At 68.9% G+C, this 19,000-nt stretch carries 19 protein-coding genes; 15 read left to right on the forward strand and 4 right to left on the reverse strand.

Going from position 1 to position 19,000, the window contains the following annotated elements:
- Positions 1-337: 337 nt before the first annotated feature.
- The 4 genes from OG884_RS19635 (at position 338) to OG884_RS19650 (ending at position 3,463) form a co-directional block, all read left to right on the forward strand.
- Positions 338-1,030: a DUF998 domain-containing protein gene (locus OG884_RS19635; RefSeq protein ID WP_326634914.1), complete on the forward strand. Its 693-nt coding sequence runs from the start codon at positions 338-340 to the stop codon at positions 1,028-1,030.
- A 65-nt stretch (positions 1,031-1,095) separates the two neighbouring features.
- Positions 1,096-1,461, forward strand: a complete 366-nt coding sequence (locus OG884_RS19640) for a YciI family protein (protein WP_326634916.1) — start codon at positions 1,096-1,098, stop codon at positions 1,459-1,461.
- 473 nt (positions 1,462-1,934) lie between these two features.
- The gene (locus OG884_RS19645; RefSeq protein ID WP_326634918.1) at positions 1,935-2,075 is read left to right on the forward strand and encodes a hypothetical protein; all 141 of its coding nucleotides are present in this window, start codon (positions 1,935-1,937) and stop codon (positions 2,073-2,075) included.
- 128 nt (positions 2,076-2,203) lie between these two features.
- Positions 2,204-3,463 (forward strand): RNA polymerase sigma factor, encoded by a 1,260-nt coding sequence (locus OG884_RS19650; protein WP_326634920.1) that lies wholly within the window; start codon positions 2,204-2,206, stop codon positions 3,461-3,463.
- A 424-nt stretch (positions 3,464-3,887) separates the two neighbouring features.
- Here the strand turns inward: OG884_RS19650 and OG884_RS19655 are convergent, their stop codons facing one another.
- A complete protein-coding gene (locus OG884_RS19655) occupies positions 3,888-5,288 on the reverse strand; it encodes an FAD-binding oxidoreductase (protein ID WP_326634921.1) in 1,401 nt (466 codons plus the stop codon).
- 276 nt (positions 5,289-5,564) lie between these two features.
- On the opposite strand from OG884_RS19655, the gene OG884_RS19660 reads away from it, so the two are divergent.
- Entirely contained in the window at positions 5,565-6,056 is a 492-nt protein-coding gene (locus tag OG884_RS19660) for a GNAT family N-acetyltransferase (RefSeq protein WP_326634923.1), read from the forward strand.
- A gap of 165 nt (positions 6,057-6,221) precedes the next feature.
- Here the strand turns inward: OG884_RS19660 and OG884_RS19665 are convergent, their stop codons facing one another.
- Positions 6,222-6,578, reverse strand: coding sequence for a DUF742 domain-containing protein (locus OG884_RS19665; RefSeq protein WP_326634925.1), 357 nt, complete (start codon positions 6,576-6,578; stop codon positions 6,222-6,224).
- On the reverse strand, positions 6,578-8,617 hold the full coding sequence (locus OG884_RS19670) for a sensor histidine kinase (RefSeq protein WP_326634927.1): 2,040 nt from the start codon (positions 8,615-8,617) through the stop codon (positions 6,578-6,580). The genes OG884_RS19665 and OG884_RS19670 overlap by 1 nt, the downstream gene beginning before the upstream one ends.
- A gap of 211 nt (positions 8,618-8,828) precedes the next feature.
- Here OG884_RS19670 and OG884_RS19675 point away from each other — a divergent pair, with 211 nt between their 5' ends.
- A complete protein-coding gene (locus tag OG884_RS19675; RefSeq protein ID WP_326634929.1) occupies positions 8,829-9,158 on the forward strand; it encodes an SWIM zinc finger family protein in 330 nt (109 codons plus the stop codon).
- On the opposite strand, the gene OG884_RS19680 is transcribed toward OG884_RS19675, so the two are convergent.
- Entirely contained in the window at positions 9,068-9,427 is a 360-nt protein-coding gene (locus OG884_RS19680; RefSeq protein ID WP_326634931.1) for a barstar family protein, read from the reverse strand. The two genes, OG884_RS19675 and OG884_RS19680, sit on opposite strands and share 91 nt — an antisense overlap.
- 890 nt (positions 9,428-10,317) lie before the next feature.
- Here OG884_RS19680 and ltrA point away from each other — a divergent pair.
- From ltrA to OG884_RS19725, 9 genes are all read left to right on the forward strand, one after another.
- Positions 10,318-11,508, forward strand: coding sequence for a group II intron reverse transcriptase/maturase (gene ltrA, locus OG884_RS19685; protein ID WP_326646953.1), 1,191 nt, complete (start codon positions 10,318-10,320; stop codon positions 11,506-11,508).
- Between the two features lie 118 nt (positions 11,509-11,626).
- Positions 11,627-12,529, forward strand: coding sequence for a DMT family transporter (locus OG884_RS19690; protein ID WP_326634933.1), 903 nt, complete (start codon positions 11,627-11,629; stop codon positions 12,527-12,529).
- Entirely contained in the window at positions 12,526-13,149 is a 624-nt protein-coding gene (locus tag OG884_RS19695; RefSeq protein WP_326634935.1) for a GntR family transcriptional regulator, read from the forward strand. Before OG884_RS19690 ends, OG884_RS19695 begins: the two co-directional genes overlap by 4 nt.
- Before the next feature lie 58 nt (positions 13,150-13,207).
- The gene (locus OG884_RS19700; protein WP_326634937.1) at positions 13,208-13,558 is read left to right on the forward strand and encodes a hypothetical protein; all 351 of its coding nucleotides are present in this window, start codon (positions 13,208-13,210) and stop codon (positions 13,556-13,558) included.
- Between the two features lie 243 nt (positions 13,559-13,801).
- On the forward strand, positions 13,802-15,256 hold the full coding sequence (locus OG884_RS19705) for a sugar transferase (RefSeq protein WP_326634938.1): 1,455 nt from the start codon (positions 13,802-13,804) through the stop codon (positions 15,254-15,256).
- Positions 15,256-16,323: a glucose-1-phosphate thymidylyltransferase gene (locus OG884_RS19710; protein ID WP_326634940.1), complete on the forward strand. Its 1,068-nt coding sequence runs from the start codon at positions 15,256-15,258 to the stop codon at positions 16,321-16,323. The genes OG884_RS19705 and OG884_RS19710 overlap by 1 nt, the downstream gene beginning before the upstream one ends.
- Complete coding sequence (locus tag OG884_RS19715) at positions 16,320-17,555, forward strand: class I SAM-dependent methyltransferase (protein ID WP_326634942.1); 1,236 nt, start codon at positions 16,320-16,322, stop codon at positions 17,553-17,555. The genes OG884_RS19710 and OG884_RS19715 overlap by 4 nt, the downstream gene beginning before the upstream one ends.
- Positions 17,552-18,349: a sugar phosphate nucleotidyltransferase gene (locus tag OG884_RS19720; protein WP_326634945.1), complete on the forward strand. Its 798-nt coding sequence runs from the start codon at positions 17,552-17,554 to the stop codon at positions 18,347-18,349. The genes OG884_RS19715 and OG884_RS19720 overlap by 4 nt, the downstream gene beginning before the upstream one ends.
- Positions 18,346-18,996: a PIG-L deacetylase family protein gene (locus tag OG884_RS19725; RefSeq protein WP_326634947.1), complete on the forward strand. Its 651-nt coding sequence runs from the start codon at positions 18,346-18,348 to the stop codon at positions 18,994-18,996. The genes OG884_RS19720 and OG884_RS19725 overlap by 4 nt, the downstream gene beginning before the upstream one ends.
- Positions 18,997-19,000 lie beyond the last annotated feature (4 nt).

Here is a 19,000-nt window from a genome sequence, read left to right on the forward strand (position 1 = left end):
AGATAGGAGAGCCTCCTTTAAGGTGTCCTGCGCCGTGCACGGTGACGTCGGTCGTGTGCTGATCACCGCAAGGAGACCCCTGTGCCCCCAGAGCGACCTGACTGCCCTCTCACCCACCCCTGACCGTTTTCAGGAGGGTAATCGTCGTCGAGGCCGGCCTCGGCCGGCAGCAACGTGCCCGAGCAGATGGATCCGATACGACAGTGCTCGCGAGGGTTCTAAAAGATCTTGAAAAAGATTTGGCCGCGTTGTCGAATCGGTGCGACCTCGTTCGAAGCGTAGTCACAGGGCCGAGAGAAACCCGAGATCCGGCCCGGGACCCGTGAGGAGAACGGCCATGACCCAGCAGATGACGAGGACCGCGCACCCGGTGACCTGCGACCCGCGTACCAGCGTCACCAGGTCGTTGCTGGGCTACGGCATCCTCGCCGGTCCGCTGTACGTCGGGGTATCCCTGGCCCAGGCGCTGACCCGGGAGGGTTTCGACCCCTTCCGCCACGCGTGGAGCCTGCTGGCCAACGGCGACCTCGGCTGGATCCAGATCACCGACTTCGTCGTCGCCGGGCTGATGGTCGTCGCCTGCGCGGTCGGCCTGGGCCGGGCCCTGGCCGGCGGGCGCGGCGCGACCTGGGCTCCCCGGCTCGTCGGAATGTACGGGGTGAGCCTGATCGGCGCGGGGATCTTCCGGGCGGATCCGGCATTGGGCTTCCCGGTGGGGACGCCGGACGGGCCCGGGGCGGTGAGCCTGTCCGGGACCCTCCACTTCGTCTGCGGCGCGGTGGGTTTCCTGTGCGTGATCGTGGCCTGCTTCGTCATCGGCCGCCGGTTCGCCGCCGAGGGACGCACGGGCTGGGCGCTTTACTCCCGGCTCACCGGCGGGCTGTTCCTCGCGGCCTTCGCCGCCATCGCGACCGGCGCGGGTGCCTCGTGGGCCAACCTGGCCTTCGTCTCCGGGGTCGTGATCATCTGGGCCTGGCTCTCTACCCTGTCCCTGCACCTGTACCGGCACACCGCCCCTCGGCACGCCTGAGCGCGCCCGCTCCCCGCGTCACACCGTCAAGAAAACAAGATCAAAGGAGATGTCCAATGCGATACATGATCGTTCTTAGGGTCACCAACCAGCCCACCACCCCGCCCCCCGCCGAGTTGATGGAGGCCATCGCCAAGCTCGGAGGTGAGGCCGCCGGGGCCGGGGTCCTGCTCGACACCGCCGGACTGGCCCCGAGCGCGGAGGGCGCGCGGGTCGAGCTCACCGGGGGCAGGCTGAGCGTCACCGACGGCCCGTTCGCCGAGGCGAAAGAGCTGATCAGCTACGCGCTCTACCAGGTCCGCTCCAAGGAGGAGGCCGTCGAGTGGACCTCCCGCTTCCTGAGGATCCACCGGGATCACTGGGAGGGCTGGGAGGGCGAGGCCGACGTGCTGCGTGTCTTCGGCCCCGAGGACTTCGCCGCCCCCGCCTGATCCCACCACGGTGTGCGATTCCCCGGCCAGGAACCCTGACCGGGGGGCACGTGCGTTTCCCGGCACCTTCGCGTCCGGACGTACGACACGTAGCGGCCCACGTCAGCCCATAGTCGGGCACACGGGCGCACGGGCGGGAAAGTGTACGCCGGGAGTCGTTCGCGAGATCCTCGGCACCAACGGCGAGTCAGGTCGAGTGTCCCCCGAGAAGGAGCGCACGGCTTCCCGCGTGGACGGCCGTGACCTTTCTTCGGGACCGTGGGGTGCGGTTGATATCGTCTTCCAAGATCGGAGAGGTGGACGACGGGGTTTGGCGAGTCGATTGTTCCCAGCGGATCGGAGCAGGTCCTCGGTTCGGAGGAACTCTTCTTCTCCACGACAGACCGGCGCGGGTTGATCCGCAGCGGGAACTCGGTCTCTGTCCGGACCTCCAGGTTCTCCCTGGAGGAGCTCACCGGGCATCGCACAACATCGTGCGCCACCCCGATATGCCGGCCGGGATCTTCCGGCTGCTGTGGGACCGCATGCTCACCGGGCGCCCGGCGGGAGCCTACGTGCGGAACCTGGCCAAGGACGGCAGTCACTACTACTGCGCCCTGGCCGACCCTCCGTAGTGCTTCGGAAAGGTCGCGACGATGTACAACGAGCCCGCTGTGGGCACAGGCTTGAAGAGGCCGGCAGGGCTCGGCGGACGGGATCGAGAGGTGTCGCGGGTGCGGGCGGGGTGGTTGGATCGGGAGATATGGCGGTTGGTGATCCTCATCGGGTGGTCGAGGCGGTCTGGCGGATCGAGTCCGCACGGGTGATCGCGGGGCTTGCCCGGATGGTGCACGATGTCGGCCTGGCCGAGGAACTCGCGCAGGATGCCCTGGTCCTCGCGCTGGAGCAGTGGCCGAAATCTGGCGTACCGGATAATCCCGGAGGCTGGCTCATGCTGACCGCCAAGCACCGGGCGATCGACATGCTCCGTCGCAGGACCCGCTACGAGCACAAGCTCGCAGAGGTCGGCCGGGACATGGAGATCCGTCAGGAGTCGGCCGAGGCCGAGCTGGACGACGCCCTTGACGACCACATCGGCGACGACGTGCTGCGTCTGCTCTTCACCGCCTGCCATCCGGTGCTGTCCACCGAGGGACGTCTGGCGCTCACCCTGCGTCTGCTCGGCGGCCTGACCACCGAGGAGATCGCGCGCGCCTTCCTGGTGCCGGAACCGACGGTCGGGCAGAGGATCTTCCGGGCCAAGCGCACCCTTGCCGAGAAGCGGGTGCACATCGAGATGCCCGCCCCGGCCGAGCTGGGCGAGCGCCTCGCATCGGTGCTGGAGGTCATCTATCTCATCTTCAACGAGGGCTACTCGGCGACCGCCGGTGACGACTGGATGCGGCCCTCACTCTGCGAGGAGGCGCTGCGCCTGGGCCGGATCCTGGTGGGCCTGATGCCGGAGGAGCCCGAGGCGCACGGCCTCGTCGCACTGATGGAGATCCAGGCGTCACGCATCCGCGCCAGGACGGGGCCGGACGGCGAGCCCGTCCTGCTGCCGGACCAGGATCGGGGGCTGTGGGATCGGCTGCTCGTCCGCCGGGGACTGGAGGCGCTCGAACGCGCCGAGGGGCTCGGCACGCTCGGCCCCTACGGCCTTCAGGCCGCGATCGCCGCCTGCCACGCCCGCGCGCGCTCCACCGATGACACCGACTGGGAACGGATGGCCGCCCTCTACCTGGTACTCGCCCACCTCGCCCCCTCACCCGTCGTGGAGTTGAACCGCGCGGTCGCGGTGAGCAGGGCGTACGGTCCGGCGCGGGGCCTGGAGATCGTGGAAGGGCTGGTGACGGAGCGAGCGCTGAAGGGCTATCCGCAACTGCCCGCCGTACGGGGTGATCTGCTCGTGAGACTGGGCCGTCTCGACGAGGCACGGGAGGAGTTCGAACGGGCCGCCGAACTCACCCGTAACGAGCGCGAGCGGACCCTCTTTCTCACCCGTGCGGCAGCCGCCCGCGGGTAGGCGAACGCCGGCCACCATGCGGCGCCGCCGTCGAACCGGCTGACCACTCCTGGCTTGACGGCTCTGGTGCCGATCGTGGAGAAACGGCAGGGTGGAAAGGCCGATGTGGCGTTCCCCTGCTTTCTACCCCCGAGTATGGAGAAAGTGACAGGATCTCCGGCTTCTGGAAGATTTCTTCGTGCGGATATCCAGAGATTTCGAATCCGGAGAGGATTCTCCGGTGCCCCCGGTCGCCAACGCGTCGGCGAGGTCGGGAGGGTTCGGTGAGCCCGAGGGGAGAAAACCTTCGGTGAAGGACATCGCCGTGCTGATGCCGGACGAGGCTCCAGGTCCACCTGGAGCCACTGGGAGTCACCGGCCGCGCTGGACCAGCGCCTGCCGGTGTTACCGGCAGGCCCCCTCACCTGCCGGTGAATCGGGACGTTCAGACGCGGGGCACAACGTGGCCGAAGCGGAACACCCGGGCCGGGTCGTAGTGGTCCTTGAGCAGGGCGAGCCTGCGCAGCGTCGGCTCAGGCCAGGCGCGGGCCAGGTCCCCGGGGGCGAGCATCGGCCCGTGGAAGTTGAGCTGTGTCCCGCCGGTCTGCCAGGGGGCCAGGGCGCCGAGCACGGCACCGCCCACGGCCGGAATGACCGTGTCGAGCAGTTCGGGAACGGGAGCGCCGATCACCAGCACGCCGAAGGCGGCGTCCCGCCCGCCCACGGCGTTCGGCCGGCGCGGCTCGCGGCCCAGTGCCCCGCCCAGCTGGCGCACCTCCACGACGGCCAGCGGCACGTCAGCCGTCGGGCCGGCCGCCGCCAGGAGCGCCTCCACGGTCTCCGCACCGAGCTCGCGCAGCAGGGTGCCGCGATCCCAGCTCGGCATGGGGTGCACCGGGTCCTGGTGCACGGAGTCGATCGCGCTGAACGGCATCTGCGCGATCTCGCCGAGGATCGGTTCGGCGACGGCCCGCATCGGGGCGAGGAGGGACTCCGCCTCGCCGGCGTCGCCGAGGTGGACGAAGCGCAGGTGGGTCACGAAGCGGCCGCGCAGCTGCGAGGGGAGCTCGGGCAGCGGGGGCAGGCGCAGCATCGCCACCGAGGTGGTCGTGGCCTCCGGCAGCGTGCCGACCCAGGTCCGGTAGGCGTGCAGGACGGCGGGGGTGTCCTCGGCGCTGAAGTAGAGGCCGCCCCCGTACAGGGTCGACACGGGGAACAGATCGATGACCATGGAGGTGACCACGCCGAAGCTGCCCTTGCCGCCGCGCAGTCCCCAGAACAGGTCGGGTTCGGTGTCCGGGTCCGTCACCCGGACCGTGCCGTCCGCGGTCACCACGGTGATCTCCCGTACGTGGTCGGCGGCGAAGCCGAAGGTTCGCGAGATCGGGCCGATGCCACCGCCCAGCGTGTAGCCCACCGCCCCCACGCCCGAAGACGAGCCGCTCAGGGGTGCCAAGCCGTACGGTGCCGTCCGCGCGATGACGTCCGCCCAGCGGCAGCCCGCACTGACCCGCGCGGTGCGGTTGGAGGAGTCGACGGTGACCTCGCGCATCCTGGAGGTGTTGATCAGCAGTGCCCCGTCGGCTGCCTGGACCGCGCCGTGCCCGGTGGCCTGCACGGCGACGGGAAGGGAGTGCAGGAGCGCGAAGCGGACCGCTGCCATGACGTCATCGGTGCGGGTGGCGCCCACGACGACGGCCGGGCGGTGCCGGACGGCGGTGTTGAAAGCGGCGATCTCCTCGCCGTAGCCGTCCTGGCCGGGGGACAGGACGGGGCCGGCGACCTGGTCTCGCAAGGTTTCCAGCTCTCCGCCGAGATGTTCCGCTGCGGAAAAGACGGTACTCATGAGGGTTCTCCCGATGCTGTGAGACGACTCGCGCATGAGGCGAAGTCGCCGGGCCTCGACCGGCCCGGTCCCCCGGTTATCGCAGTCGGCGCTTGGAGATTACTGGGTTGTCACTAAACCACCGAGGTCAACGGGATACCGACCCCTCTCCGGCGACGAGCGCGGGCCCGTCCCTGCGGGCGGTTTCCGCACGTACCGGATCCGGCGCCGGAGCGTTTCGCGGGCCGGTCGCCGCACCACTCCGCACGGCATGGTCGCCGCACTACTCTGCACGGCATGATTGAAGTGGAATTGCGTGGATGGCGGCCCGACGACATGTGGGTCGTGCTCGACGCGTTCAGCTCCCCGGACATGGCCGAGCAGGCGGCCCGGCCCATTGACACAGCCCAGGCGGCGCTGGAGTGGATGGGGGTCTGGGGTTTCCGCGATGACGCGCGGGCGTTCGCGGTGGTGTCCAACGGTGAGGTCGTGGGGAACGTCGCCGTGAGCAACATCGACGCGCACGAGACCGGCTGGGTGTCCTACTGGACGATCCCGCGCGCCAGAGGACGGGGTGTGGCCGTGGCCGCCGCCAGGAAGATGGCCGAGTGGGCGTTCAGGGAACGTGGACTGTTCCGCCTGGAGTTGGGGCACCGGGTCGGCAACGAGGCCTCCTGCGCGGTGGCCACCAAGGCCGGATTCCTGCCCGAGGGGGTCGAGCGGGCCAAGCTGAGTCACGAGGGTATCCGCTATGACGTGGAACGGCACGCCCGCCTGGCCACCGACTGAGCAGCGCGTCCGGCCACGGGGTGAGGAGCCGTGACGGCTCGGTCAACGGACGGAGCGCGGGTTCAGCGGGTTCAGCGGGCGGCTCAGCGGGTTCAGCGGGTTCAGCGGGCGGCTCAGCGGGTTCAGCGGCTCAGAGGGCTTAGCGGGTTCAGCGGACTCAGCGGTTTAGAGAGCCTTGAGCCCGGCGAGGAGGTCGCGTAGCAGGTTCTCGCGGGGCACCGTGGAGGGAGCCGCGGGGAGCCGTACGGTGATCAGGCCGCTGTCGCGCAGGTCGCCGAGGAGCACCCGGAGCACTCCGACGGCCAGGCCGGTCTGCCCGGCCAGCTCGGCGACGGGGATCGGCGCGTGGCAGGCGTTCAGGATCGACGTGTGCTCGGGCGGCAGGTCCCGGCGCGGGGCCCTGACCGCCACCACCACGGCCATCAGGTCGAAATGGGCCCCTGCGGCCCTGGTCCGGCCGCGGGTCATCGTGTAGGGGCGGACGATCGGACCGGCCTCCTGGTCGAGCCAGCGCTCGGTCATCAGGGCCCGTCCTCCTGCCCGGCGCGCTGTCGTTCGTCGCGGAACGACGCGAGCACGCCGTTCGGGACGGCTCCCCGGACTCCCCTGCTCTCCGGGGTGGTCTCCGCGACGGGGCCGGAGGTGGTGCCCCGCTCGGCGGGTACGGTCTGGCGTACCCGTTTGGGGAGGCCGTTGCCAGGGGGAGGCCTTTCGAGCTCGACCGAGTAGGTGAACCGGGGATCGAGCGGTTCGACCACCAGCTCGCTCGGGAGCAGCACGATCGCCGTGGTGCCGCCGAAGGGGGAGGGGCGCAGGGAGACGCGGATGCCGTGCCGGATGGCGAGCTGCGCGACGACGAACAGGCCGAGCCGGTCACTGTCGGCCAGGTCGAACTCCGGCGGGTCGGCCAGCCGCACGTTGAGCCGGGCCATCTCCTCGGGGGAGATGCCGAGCCCCCGGTCCTCGACCTCGATGGCGTAGCCCCTGGCGACCATCTCGCCGTTGACGTGTACGGAGGTGTGCGGTGGAGAGAAGACGGTGGCGTTCTCGACCAGCTCGGCGACCAGGTGGATCACGTCGGTGACGACCGCGCCGATCACGGATGGGCCGTGCGGCACGCCGATGGTCACGCGCGGGTAGTCCTCGATCTCCTCGACCGCGGCGCGGACCACGTCGTAGATCGTGACCGGTGTCCGCCATCCCCGTCCCGGGACGGCACCGGACAGGATGATCAGGCCTTCGGAGTGGCGGCGCATCCGGGTGGTCAGGTGGTCCAGGCCGAACAGATCCTCAAGGGTCTCCGGGTCGCGGGCCCGCCCTTCCATGGTCTCCAGCATGGCCAGCTGCCGGTGCAGCAGGGACTGGCTGCGCCTGGCCAGGCTCACGAAGACCTTGTTGACGCCCTTGCGTATCTCGGCCTGGCCGATGGCGGCCTCGATGGCGGTTCGTTGTACGGAGGAGAACGCCTTGCTGACCCTGGCGACCTCGGTGGTGCTGCCGACATTGATCTCGGGCGCCTCGGAGCGGACCTCCTCGCCTCGGCGGAGCCGCCGGACCACGTCAGGCAGCCGCTTGTCGGCCAGGTCGAGGGCCGCCCGCTGGAGGTCGACGAGCTCGCCGCCCAGCCGTCGGCCGAACCGTACCGAGACGAAGACGGACAGCCCGACCGTGACCAGGCCGAGTCCGCCGGCGAGGCCGATCTGAACCAGGATGTCCCTGGCGAGCGGTATGGACCGCTCGCTGATGCGTTCGTTGACGTCCCCGGCGCGGCTGTCGAAGCCGTCGGAGAGCCGGGTGGCGACCTCGGACCAGGAGGGGTCCGGGATCGCCGCCGTGGCGACGGCGTTCTCGATCCCCTCGAACGAGGAGTAGTCGGGGGAGTCGTGCAGCGGGGTGTAGAGGGCCCGGAACTCGGCGTCGAACTGGTCGAAGCCCAGGGAGTAGAGGAGCCTGCGGCCGGTGACCAGTTCGCTGAACCTGGCACGTTCCGCGGGGCTCATGGCCCCCTCGATCACGGCTCCGGATATCAGGGCGGCCTGCTGGCTGAGGATCTCGCGGCTCCGCCCGACCATGACGACGGCCCGTGCCTGGTCGGTCAGCTCGATGTCGCTGGATATCCGGATCTTTTCATAGGTATCAAAGGCGGCCGAGACGACCCCGCTGTAGGCGTCGAGGATCTGCAGCCGGGTGTCGGTGCGGGTGTCGACCCCGCTGCGGATCTCGGTGAGCCGGTCCATCGCACCGAAGAGCCGGCCCAGGCGGTCCCAGGTGTCGGGGGTGATGCTGGAACGGGTTTCGGTGGTCAATCGCTCCAACTCGGCTCGCGCGCCGTTCGTACGGATGCGCTGGGCGTCCAGTTCCGTACGCGAGACGTCGATGTCTCCCAGGACGGACAGGGACAGCAGCCGCTCGTGCTGGAGCGCGGTGGTCAGCTTCCTGGTGGGCAGGACCACGTATTCGTAGCCGTCATGGATCTTGAGGAGTTCCTGGCCGCTCTGGACCGTCAGGCTGGCGGCAAACCCCCAAATAACTACGAGGGATGCGATTGGCGCCAAGAGCAAGGTAAAAATCTTCACCCTGATTGAGTATTTTCGGCCAGCCATAATACCTCGCACTCCCGAGATGCGTGGTCACCAGTCGCCAAACATAGCAATGTGGGTCACTTGGTGCTAGATGTGCATGTGGGTTACATTGAGATGATTTATTGTGCTGTATCGGTTTGGAACCTTCCGCACCCCGGATACGTCTACTTAGGTAGGAGGGGGGCCTTCGATGCAAACGATCGCGAAGCTGGTTGAAGCCGAGGCCGAGCGGGCGGAACAACCGGTGCGCGCCCAGAGCGGCACGCTGGCGGTGCAGCTGGTCCGCTTCAGCCCGCAGCTGGTGACGGCCGAGGTCGACGAGGGCGCCGCGCGCGTCGAGTTCCGGATCGTCGACGGGGCACTGAGCTGGTACTGCAGCTGTCCCGAGGGCCGCAGCGGTGTCTTCTGCGCGCACTGCGTGGCGACGGCTCAGTCGGTCAGGACGAGAACGGACAGGAAGGACTCTCCGGGCGTGTCATCGGCGACCGCCTCGGTGAGGACGGTCCGGATGGCGTCGTAGGTCTGGCGGTCCTCGCTCCGAAGCGTCGACGGCTCGGACCAGAGCAGCAGGTGCTCGCCGGGCGGTAGCCACGACAGGTCGGTCAGTACGTCATAGAGCGAGTCGAGGTTGTGTCCGAAACGGCCGGGCAGGTCGAGAGCCTCGGCGATCGCGTCCATTGCCTCGGCCGAAGTGGTGATCTTCACGCCGTCCAGTGAGTGCGGCGTCGCGGTGCCGATCATGGACTCGATCTCCTCCGCCGACCCCCGGCGGAACGTTCCCCTGGGCAATTCGATCATCCCCGCCCGTCGCAGGGGAGGGGCGCGCGGCCGCCGTCCCGGCTCACTGTCGACCACACACCCTGAGCTGCTGGTTCGTGACGCTTCTCGGACACCTCACCCCGCCGAACTACCCGCGCGCGAACCCTGGAAAACGGGATGACGGCGTGTCCTCCCCGCTCCCCTTCCGGTCGCCCGCTGGAATAATATTGTCTGGTTGTCAGACAACATGCTTACAATCGCCCCATGTTGCGTCCTGGAAGCTGGTCCAGGCCTGCGGGTGGAAGTCCCGTCCGGGTAAGCACTGGAGCGCCCGGTAGCAGGCCCCGGTTCGTTGTGGAGACATGGCGGGCTGAGCGGGGCGTCAAGAGCCTCTTTGGAGGGAGCAAGCACGCGGGCCGTAGCGTAAAGCGAACCTTGCAGCCTCGTCAGATTCACAATGGAGAAGCCGAGCCGCTCATGTCACGGCGAAGGCCATGTCCGGTGGGCCTTGTTCCAGGGTCGGTCTGCCAGGTTCTCCCGGGGTATGGAGGATGGCACGTGTGCATGGTCTGGGCCGGAACAGGAGAGACCCGTCTGACCACGCCTTTCGTCGGGCACGAGACCGGGCGTATAAGCCGATGGTGAAGTCGTCCGGAGGGCAGCGGGAGTCCGAGGGGGCCGTAGTACCGCTGATCGGCGTGCAACATAACGCGCCGGGAGGGAAGGGCCCCCACTTTGATCACGTCCGTGGCGAGGGTAAGCGCGAGGGCATGGCCGGGGTGACCCGGTCCAACCACCCCGATGGGCGAGCGTCCATCGTCAAAGTGCGAAAACTTCAACGCGGGCTATGGGCTGCGGCCAAGCAGTCTGAGGAGCGGCGCTTCCACGCCCTGTATGACCGTATCCACCGGGGTGACGTCCTGTGGGAGGCGTGGGAGCGAGTCCGGAGTAACCGGGGAGCGGCTGGGGTGGATCGGATCACCCTGGCGCATGTGGAGGAGTACGGGGTCGGGCGGATGCTTGCCGGACTCCAAGACGATCTCCGGGCAGGTGTGTACCGTCCCGCGCCGGCCAGGCGAGTGGACATTGCTAAATCCTCAGGTGGCAAGCGGCCCTTGGGGATTCCGACGATTCGTGACCGGGTGGCGCAGGCGGCGGCCAAGCTCGTGCTGGAGCCCATTTTCGAGGCGGACTTCTTGGAGGTCTCCTACGGGTTTCGGCCGAAACGGTCGGCGTTGCAGGCCAAGGAGATGATCCGTAAACGGTTCATCGAAGGCCACACTCATGTCGCCGAGTTTGACATCGCCAACTTCTTCGGGGAGATCGACCATGGTCGGTTGCTTGCCGAGGTGGGGCGGCGGGTGTCGGATCGCCGGGTTCTCAAGTTGATCCGCTTGTGGCTTCAGGCGGGGGTGATGGCGGATGGGGAAGTCACGCGGTCGGTCGCGGGCACGCCTCAGGGTGGAGTGATTTCGCCTCTGTTGTCCAATATCTACCTGCACCTTCTCGATATCGAGCTGAGTAGGCGAGGGGTGGGGGTGCTGGTGCGGTACGCGGATGACGGTGTTGTCTGCTGCCGGTCGGCTGCCCAGTCCCACGCCGCGCTCGTGGTGGTGGAGGAGGTCCTCACTTCGCTGGGGTTGAGGCTGCATCACGGCAAGTCGAAGGTTGTTGACCTCAGGGAAGGCCGGGAAGGCTTTGACTTCCTGGGCTGTCATTTCCGGGCTCGTTTTTCGGGCCGGATGTGGGAGAAGTACGGCATGGTCCGCTACTACCTGCATCGCTGGCCCTCGGCGCAGGCGATGAGCCGCTTGCGCGAGAAGGTCCGGGTACGGACGGGCCGCCGCCGGTCGGGAACGGATATCCGGGTGATCATCGCGGATCTCAATCCGGTCCTGCGCGGCTGGGGTAACTACTTTCGCACCGGGAACGCCGCCAGAAAGTTCGGCCAGGTGGATGACTACGTGGTGTGGATGCTGTGCCGCTTGATGATCAAGAAGCGGGGTCGCAATCTGCGGGCGGGTCAACACCAGGCATGGACTCGTGAGTGGTTTGAAGGGCACGGCCTGCTCCGCCTACGCGGGACCGTCCGCTATCCGAAGGCAGCGTAACCATGTCAAGAAGATCATCGGTAAGCCGTATGCGGGAAAACCGCACGTACGGAATTGAAAGGGGGATGGGGAACCGGGCCTTCGGGCACCGCGCCCCTGACTACCAATGAAACTCGCCGTGATCGGAGCCGCCGTGCTCTGGGGGACCGCGGGAACCGCGGGCCTGCTCGTCGCCGAGGTCGATCCCCTCTCCATGGCCGCCGCACGCCTGGTGATCGGTGGCCTGGTTCTCGCGGCCGTCACCACCCCCGTGCGGCTGCTGCGCCTCCCCCAAGGGCCGCTCCCGGCGCGTGGGCGCCGTCTTCCGGCGCGCCTCGGCCCGCTCGTGGCGGCCGCGGTGGCCGTGGCCGCGTACCAGCTGTGCTTCTTCGCCGCGGTCAGCAGGACCGGAGTGGCCGTCGGCACGGTGGTCGCCATCGGCGGCGGTCCCGTCTTCACCGGGCTGCTGTCCTGGCTGCTCGACCGCGTGCGGCCCAGCCGCCGCTGGGCGACGGCGACCGCGGTGGCGATCGCCGGCTGCGCCGTGCTCACCGGCGGGGGAGGCGAGGTGCGGGCCGACGGCGTTCTGCTCGCGCTGCTCGGTGGCCTGCTGTACGCCTTCTACGCAGTCACCGCGGCACGGACGATCAGTGCGGGGGCGCCCTCCGACGCGGTGATGGGGCTGATGTTCGGCGGGGCGGCGGTCGTCATGGTGCCCGTCCTGCTGTGGACCGGCACCGGCTGGCTCGCCGAGCCGCGCGGCCTGCTCACCGCCCTCTACCTGGGCTGTGCCACCACCGCACTGGCCTACCTGCTGTACGGAAGGGGGCTGCGCACCACCCCGGTCGCGACCGCCGCCACCCTCGCCCTGGCCGAGCCCGCGGTTGCGACGCTGCTCGGTGTCGTCGTGCTCGGCGAGCGGCTCGGGGGCGCCTCGGTCGCCGGCCTGCTGCTGCTCGGCGCCAGCCTGGTCGCGGTCTCCCTGCCCGAGCGCGTCTCTCCTTCTGGCCGGGGCAGAAGGGCAATAGGGTCGTCGGCGTGACCCTCCCGCTCCATCCCGTCTCCGCCGTCGGCGCGCTCGCCGACGCCCTGCGCCGGCGGGTGCTGTCCGGCGAGATCGACCCGGGCACCACGCTGCCGGAACAGGAGCTCTCGGCCCTGTACGGGGTGGCCCGCCCGACGGTCCGCGAGGCGCTCGCCGTGCTCGTGCACGAGGGGCTGCTCAGGCGCGAGCGGCACCGCAGCGCCCAGGTGGCCGAGGTGACCGTGGCCGACCTGGACGATCTGATGTTCGTCCGGCGCCCGCTTGAGGAACTGATGGCCACCTCGCTGGCCGGCCGGCGGGTCGGGGAGGCCGACGCGGCGCTGGCGCGGATGGCCGCGCTGCCCGCCGACGCCCCCTGGTCGGACATGGTGGCCGAGCACATGGCGCTGCACCAGGCGCTGGTCGTCGCGGTGGGCAGTCCCCGGCTGGAGCGGCTCTACGGCATGCTGGCCGTCGAGACCCGGCTCGGCCTGGTGAGATTGCGTGCCGTCTACGCCGACCGGCACGTGCTGGTCGCCGAGCACCGGAACCTGCTCGACGCGATCGGCAGCGGTCCCGCGGGGGCCGCCAGGGAGGCGGTCATCGCGCATCTCGATCACGGCTGGGGCGATCATTAGGAACTGACTTGCATGGCTCTATTGCACGCGGAGCCCTGAAGTGGTCACAATCGCGCCCATGCACGGCAACTCAGTGCCGGACTCCTACGTATATGTCACCGAAGAAGGCGTGACCCGTCACTACGCGGACGGCAGCGTTGACGCCCTCGCGTGGGAGGACGTCGTCGAGGTGCGGGTAGTAGGCGATACGGACTCGGACATCCTGTACATCCTTCTTGATCGAGGGGGTCAGGAGTGCGTGGTGCCGAACTCGGCGACCGACGCGACCTTCCTCGCCCGTCTCCGGTATCTACCGGATTTTGATCTCGATCGGCTCGGTGCGGCGGTGGAGTCCGCATGCGACGACTATGCCGTCGTATGGCGCAATCCCGAACCGCCTTCGGCTCCTCCGGATTTTGAATACGACTAATTACGCATTATTGACAAATAATAAATGATCAAACGGTACACGTTTGAAGTGCTCCGTCAAGATGTCATCTCTGTTGCACTTCGGCCAATAGTGGACAGTGGCCGGTATTCCCCTGCTCAATAGTGATCACTAGGATTTCCATGGGTATCCACGCTCCTGATGTATTAGGGAATGCTGTCAACTATTGAAATGAGATGCGTGGCACCTTATCCGGACGATTCGGGGCATCTTGGGTGGGGTGGCATGAGAGTGGGAACCGAGGAGCTCGTCATCGGGCTCCTTAAAAGTCCGGCGCGCACTGCTCCAAGTATTTGGACGCGACCTTATGTCCGTATTCTGCTGGTCGGAGATATCGCGTGTTCGGTAATCGCCTGCGGGGCCGTGCTGGGGGGCCGAATCTGGTTCGGTGCCTTCATTCCCGCGACGGAGGCGCTGCTCGGGCTGGGGCTCGCCCTGATATGGCCGCTGGCCCTGGCCTCGGGGGGCGCCTATCGCAAGCGCACGCACGGTGAGGGAACGGATGAGTTCCGGGCGGTTTTCAACGGCGCCGCGGGGCTGACGGCCGCCGTCGCGATCGGGGCCTATGTCACGCAGACACCGATCGCTCGTAGCTTCGTCATGGCGATGTTCCCGCTGGCCTTCATCCTCAACGCCGTCTTCCGCTACCGGATGCGCAAGCGGCTCCACCGCAGGCGCATCCGTGGCGACTACATGCGCCAGGTGGTGGCCGTCGGCCACCGGGAGTCGGTGCTCGACCTGGTGATACAGCTGCGCGGGCAGCCGCACCACGGCATGCTCGTCGTCGCCGCGTGCCTGCCCGCGGGCCCCGACATGGTCGAGGTCGACGGGATCCCGGTCCTCGGGGGCTTCTCCGACGTCGCCGCGGTGGTCGCCAAGGTCAACGCGGACGCCGTCGCCGTGCTGGCCTGCCCGGAGTTGGACGGCGCGGCGCTGCGCAGGCTCGCCTGGGGTCTGGAGGACGCCCGTACCGACCTGTTCGTGGCGCCCGCGCTGATGGACGTGGCCGGCCCGCGCATCAGCATCAGCCCGGTCGCGGGCATGCCGCTCCTGCACGTCGAACACCCCGACTTCCGCGGTGCCAGGAGGCTGGCGAAGAGCCTGTTCGACCGGACGGGGGCGGGCCTGGCCCTCCTGGTGCTGGGCGTGCCCATGCTGGTGATCGCCGCGCTGATCCGCGCGACGAGTCCGGGGCCCGCGCTCTTCCACCAGGTCAGGGTGGGCAAGGGCGGGGTGGAGTTCCAGGTGGTGAAGTTCCGCACGATGGTCGACGACGCGGAACAGCTCAAGATCGACTTGGCGTGCGAGAACGAGTTCGACGGCGTCCTGTTCAAGATTAGGAACGATCCAAGAATCACCCGGGTGGGCGCCTTCCTGCGCCGATACTCCATCGACGAGCTGCCACAGCTGCTCAACGTGCTGCGCGGCGAGATGTCCCTCGTCGGCCCGCGGCCTCCCCTGCCCGACGAGGTCAGGCAGTACGGCGCCGACGTGCGCCGCCGCCTGGTCGTCCACCCCGGCATGACCGGTCTGTGGCAGGTCAGCGGGCGCTCGGACCTGACCTGGGAGGAGTCGGTCCGCCTGGACCTCCGCTACGTGGAGAACTGGTCGCTCTTTCTGGACCTGCAGATCCTCTGGAAGACCTGGAGCGCCGTGACCGGCGGAGAAGGGGCCTACTAGTGAAAGCACTCGTGCTCGCCGGAGGAGCGGGCACCCGGCTACGGCCGATCACTCACACCTCGGCCAAGCAACTCGTGCCGGTCGCCAACAAGCCGGTGCTCTTCTACGGCCTTGAGGCCATCGCCACCGCGGGCATCCGCGAGATCGGGATCGTGGTGGGCGACACGCACGCCGAGATCGAGGCGGCCGTCGGCGACGGCCGCGCGCTCGGCCTGGAGGTGACCTACATCCGCCAGCGGGCGCCGCTGGGCCTGGCCCACGCGGTGCTCATCGCCCACGACTACCTCGGTGACGACGACTTCGTCATGTATCTCGGCGACAACTTCATCGTCGGCGGCATCAACGGCGTCGTCGAGCGTTTCGCCCGCGAGCGGCCCGCCGCGCACATCATGCTCACCAGGGTCGGCGACCCCCGGCAGTTCGGGGTCGCCGAACTCGACGAGGCGGGCCGGGTGGTCGGGCTTGAGGAGAAGCCACAGGCTCCCAAGAGCGACCTCGCGCTGGTCGGCGTCTACCTGTTCACCGCCGCGATCCACGAGGCGGTGGCCGAGCTCAAACCCTCCTGGCGGGGCGAGCTGGAGATCACCGATGCCATCCACTGGCTGATCGCCGACGGGCGGCCGGTCGCCTCCACGGTCATCTCCGGCTACTGGAAGGACACCGGGAACGTCACGGACATGCTGGAGGTCAACCGGCTGGTGCTGGAGTCCCTGGAGCCCCGGGTGGACGGCCTGGTCGACGGCGCCAGCCAGCTGATCGGCCGGGTGGTCGTCGAGGCCGGTGCCGAGATCGAGCGGTCCCGCATCGTCGGGCCGGCGATCATCGGCTCCGGCGCCAGGATCCGCGACAGCTACATCGGCCCCTTCACCTCGATCGCGGCAGGCTGCGCGATCAGCGGCAGCGAGATCGAGTACTCGATCGTCCTGCCCAGGTCCTCGATCGCCGGAGTCTCGCGGATCGAGGCGTCCCTCATCGGCCACGACGTCGAGGTCACCCCCGCCCCCAACACCCCCAGAGCCCACCGCCTCGTGCTGGGCGATCACAGCAAGGTGCAGATCAGTTCATGACAACCTGCAGGCTGTGCGGCTCGACGAGCCTCGCCAGCGTCATCGACCTCGGGGCGACACCGCCCTGCGAGCGGTTCCTCACCGAGCGGCAGCTGGAGGAGCCGGAGGTCACCTACCCGCTGCATCTGCGGGTCTGCACCGGCTGCTGGCTGGCGCAGATCCCGCCGATGATCACCCCCGAGGAGACCTTCACCGAGTACGCCTACTTCTCCTCGTACTCGACGTCGTGGGTGGAGCACGCGCGGGAGTTCGTGGACGGGGCGGTCGACCGGCTCGGGCTGGGAGGCGACTCGTTCGTGGTCGAGGTGGCCAGCAACGACGGATATCTGCTGCGGCACGTCGTCGAGCGGGGCATCCGATGCCTGGGCGTCGAGCCTTCCGAGAACGTCGGCCAGGCGGCCAGGGACGCCGGGGTGCCCACCCTCACGGCGTTCCTCGGCCTCCAGACCGGCGCCTCGGTGCGCGCGGAGCACGGGCCGGCCGACCTGGTGGTGGCCAACAACGTCTACGCCCACATCCCGGACGTCATCGGGTTCACCCGAGGACTGCGCGCCCTGGTGGCCGACGACGGCTGGGTCTCCATCGAGGTCCAGCACCTGCTCACCCTGATGGCGCACAACCAGTACGACACGATCTATCACGAGCACTTCCAGTACTACACGGTCGCCTCCGCGCGAAGTGCCCTGGCCGCCGGTGGGCTCTCCCTCGTGGACGTCGAGTCGCTGCCCACGCACGGTGGCTCGATCCGCCTGTGGGCCCGGCCGACGGAGACCGCGGGCGAGCCGGGCGAGCGGGTGGCCGGGCTGCTCGCGGCGGAGAAGGCCGCGGGCCTGCACGAGCTGTCGGGGTACACCGAGTTCGGCGAGCGGGTGGCACGGGTGCGGCGGGACCTGCTGACCTTCCTCCTCGACGCCGCCCGCCAGGGCCGGACCGTCGTCGGCTACGGGGCGCCGGGCAAGGGCAACACCCTGCTCAACCACTGCGGGATCCGGCCCGACCTGCTCCCCTTCACCGTCGACCGCAACCCGTACAAGCACGGCAGGTTCACCCCCGGCACGCGCATACCGATCCTGCCGCCCGAGCGGCTCGCCGAGGAGCGGCCCGACTACGTGCTGGTCCTGCCGTGGAACCTTCGCGAGGAGCTGGCCGACCAGCTGTCCTTCGTACACGCCTGGGGAGGCCGGCTGGTCTTCCCCATCCCCAACCTGGAGATCGTCGAGGTGAACCGGTGAAGGTCGTCCTCTTCTGCGGCGGATACGGCACCAGGATGCGCACCGGCACCCCCGGTGACGCGCCCAAGCCCATGCAGCTCGTGGGGCCTCGGCCGCTCATCTGGCATGTGATGCGCTACTACGCGCACTTCGGGCACACCGAGTTCATCCTCTGCCTCGGCTACGGCGCGCACCACATCAAGGACTTCTTCCTGAACTACCAGGAGACGACCTCCAACGACTTCGTGCTGCGCGGTGGCAGGGTCGAACTGCTGTCCACCGACATCTCCGACTGGTCGATCTCGTTCGTGCAGACCGGGATCGCCTCCCCGATCGGCGAGCGATTGCGCCGGGTCCGCGACCACCTGGACGGCGAGGAGATGTTCCTGGCCAACTACGCGGACGTGCTCACCGACGCACCGCTGCCGGAGATCGTCGACCGTTTCACCCTCTCGGGCGCGGGCGCGTCGATGATGGTGGTGCCGCCCTCGGACACCTTCCACTGCATCGAGCTGGGCGAGCGCGGCACGGTCGGCGGGATCACCCCGGTCAGCGAGATGCCGCTCTGGGTCAACGGCGGATACTTCGTGCTCCGCCAGGAGATCTTCGACCACATCCCGGCAGGCGGTGACCTGGTCGCGGACGGCTGCGCCGAGCTGGCCAAGCGCGGCAGGCTGCTGGCCTACCCGCACCGCGGCTACTGGCGGCCGACGGACACGGTCAAGGAGCGGGTCGCCCTTGACGAGGCGTACTCGCGTGGTGACCGCCCCTGGGCGCTCTGGGAGCGCGAGCACCTGGCGGTGCCGGCCACGTGATCGGTTTCAGGCCGGCCCGGGCGGGCCGGATCGCGCTGCTCGCCGCGCACTGCGACGACCTCGCCATCGGGGTGGGCGGCAGCCTGCTGACCCTCTGCTCCGCGCGCCCCGGCATCCGGGTGGACGCCCTGGTGCTCTCCGGCGGCGGGACCGAGCGCCAGGACGAGGAGCACGCGGCGCTGGCCGCCTTCTGCCCCGGTGCGGATCTGCGGCTCACTGTCCTCAAGCTGCCCGACGGGCGGCTGCCCGCGCGCTGGGAGGAGGCCAAGGAGGCGGTGGAGGAGTTGCGCGCGCGCACCGACCCCGACCTGCTGTTCGCGCCGCACCCCGCCGACGCCCACCAGGACCACCGGACGCTGGCCGGGCTGGTGCCCACGGCCTTCCGCGACCACCAGGTGCTCGGCTACGAGATCGTCAAATGGGACGGCGACCTCGGGCGGCCCTCGGCCTACCAGCCGCTCGCGCCCGAGGTGGCCGAGGCGAAGGTGAGCCTGCTCCAGCGCCACTACCCCTCGCAGCGCCACCGCCCCTGGTACGACCGCGAGGCCTTCCTCGGGCTGGCCCGCATCCGCGGGATCGAATGCCACGCCCGCTACGCCGAGGCGTTCCACGTCAACAAGCTGACCCTTGACCTGTCTGGAGGTTGAACCG

Origin of the sequence: Streptosporangium sp. NBC_01755 (genome assembly GCF_035917995.1) — a bacterium.
In the GTDB taxonomy this organism is placed as follows: Bacteria; Actinomycetota; Actinomycetes; order Streptosporangiales; family Streptosporangiaceae; genus Streptosporangium.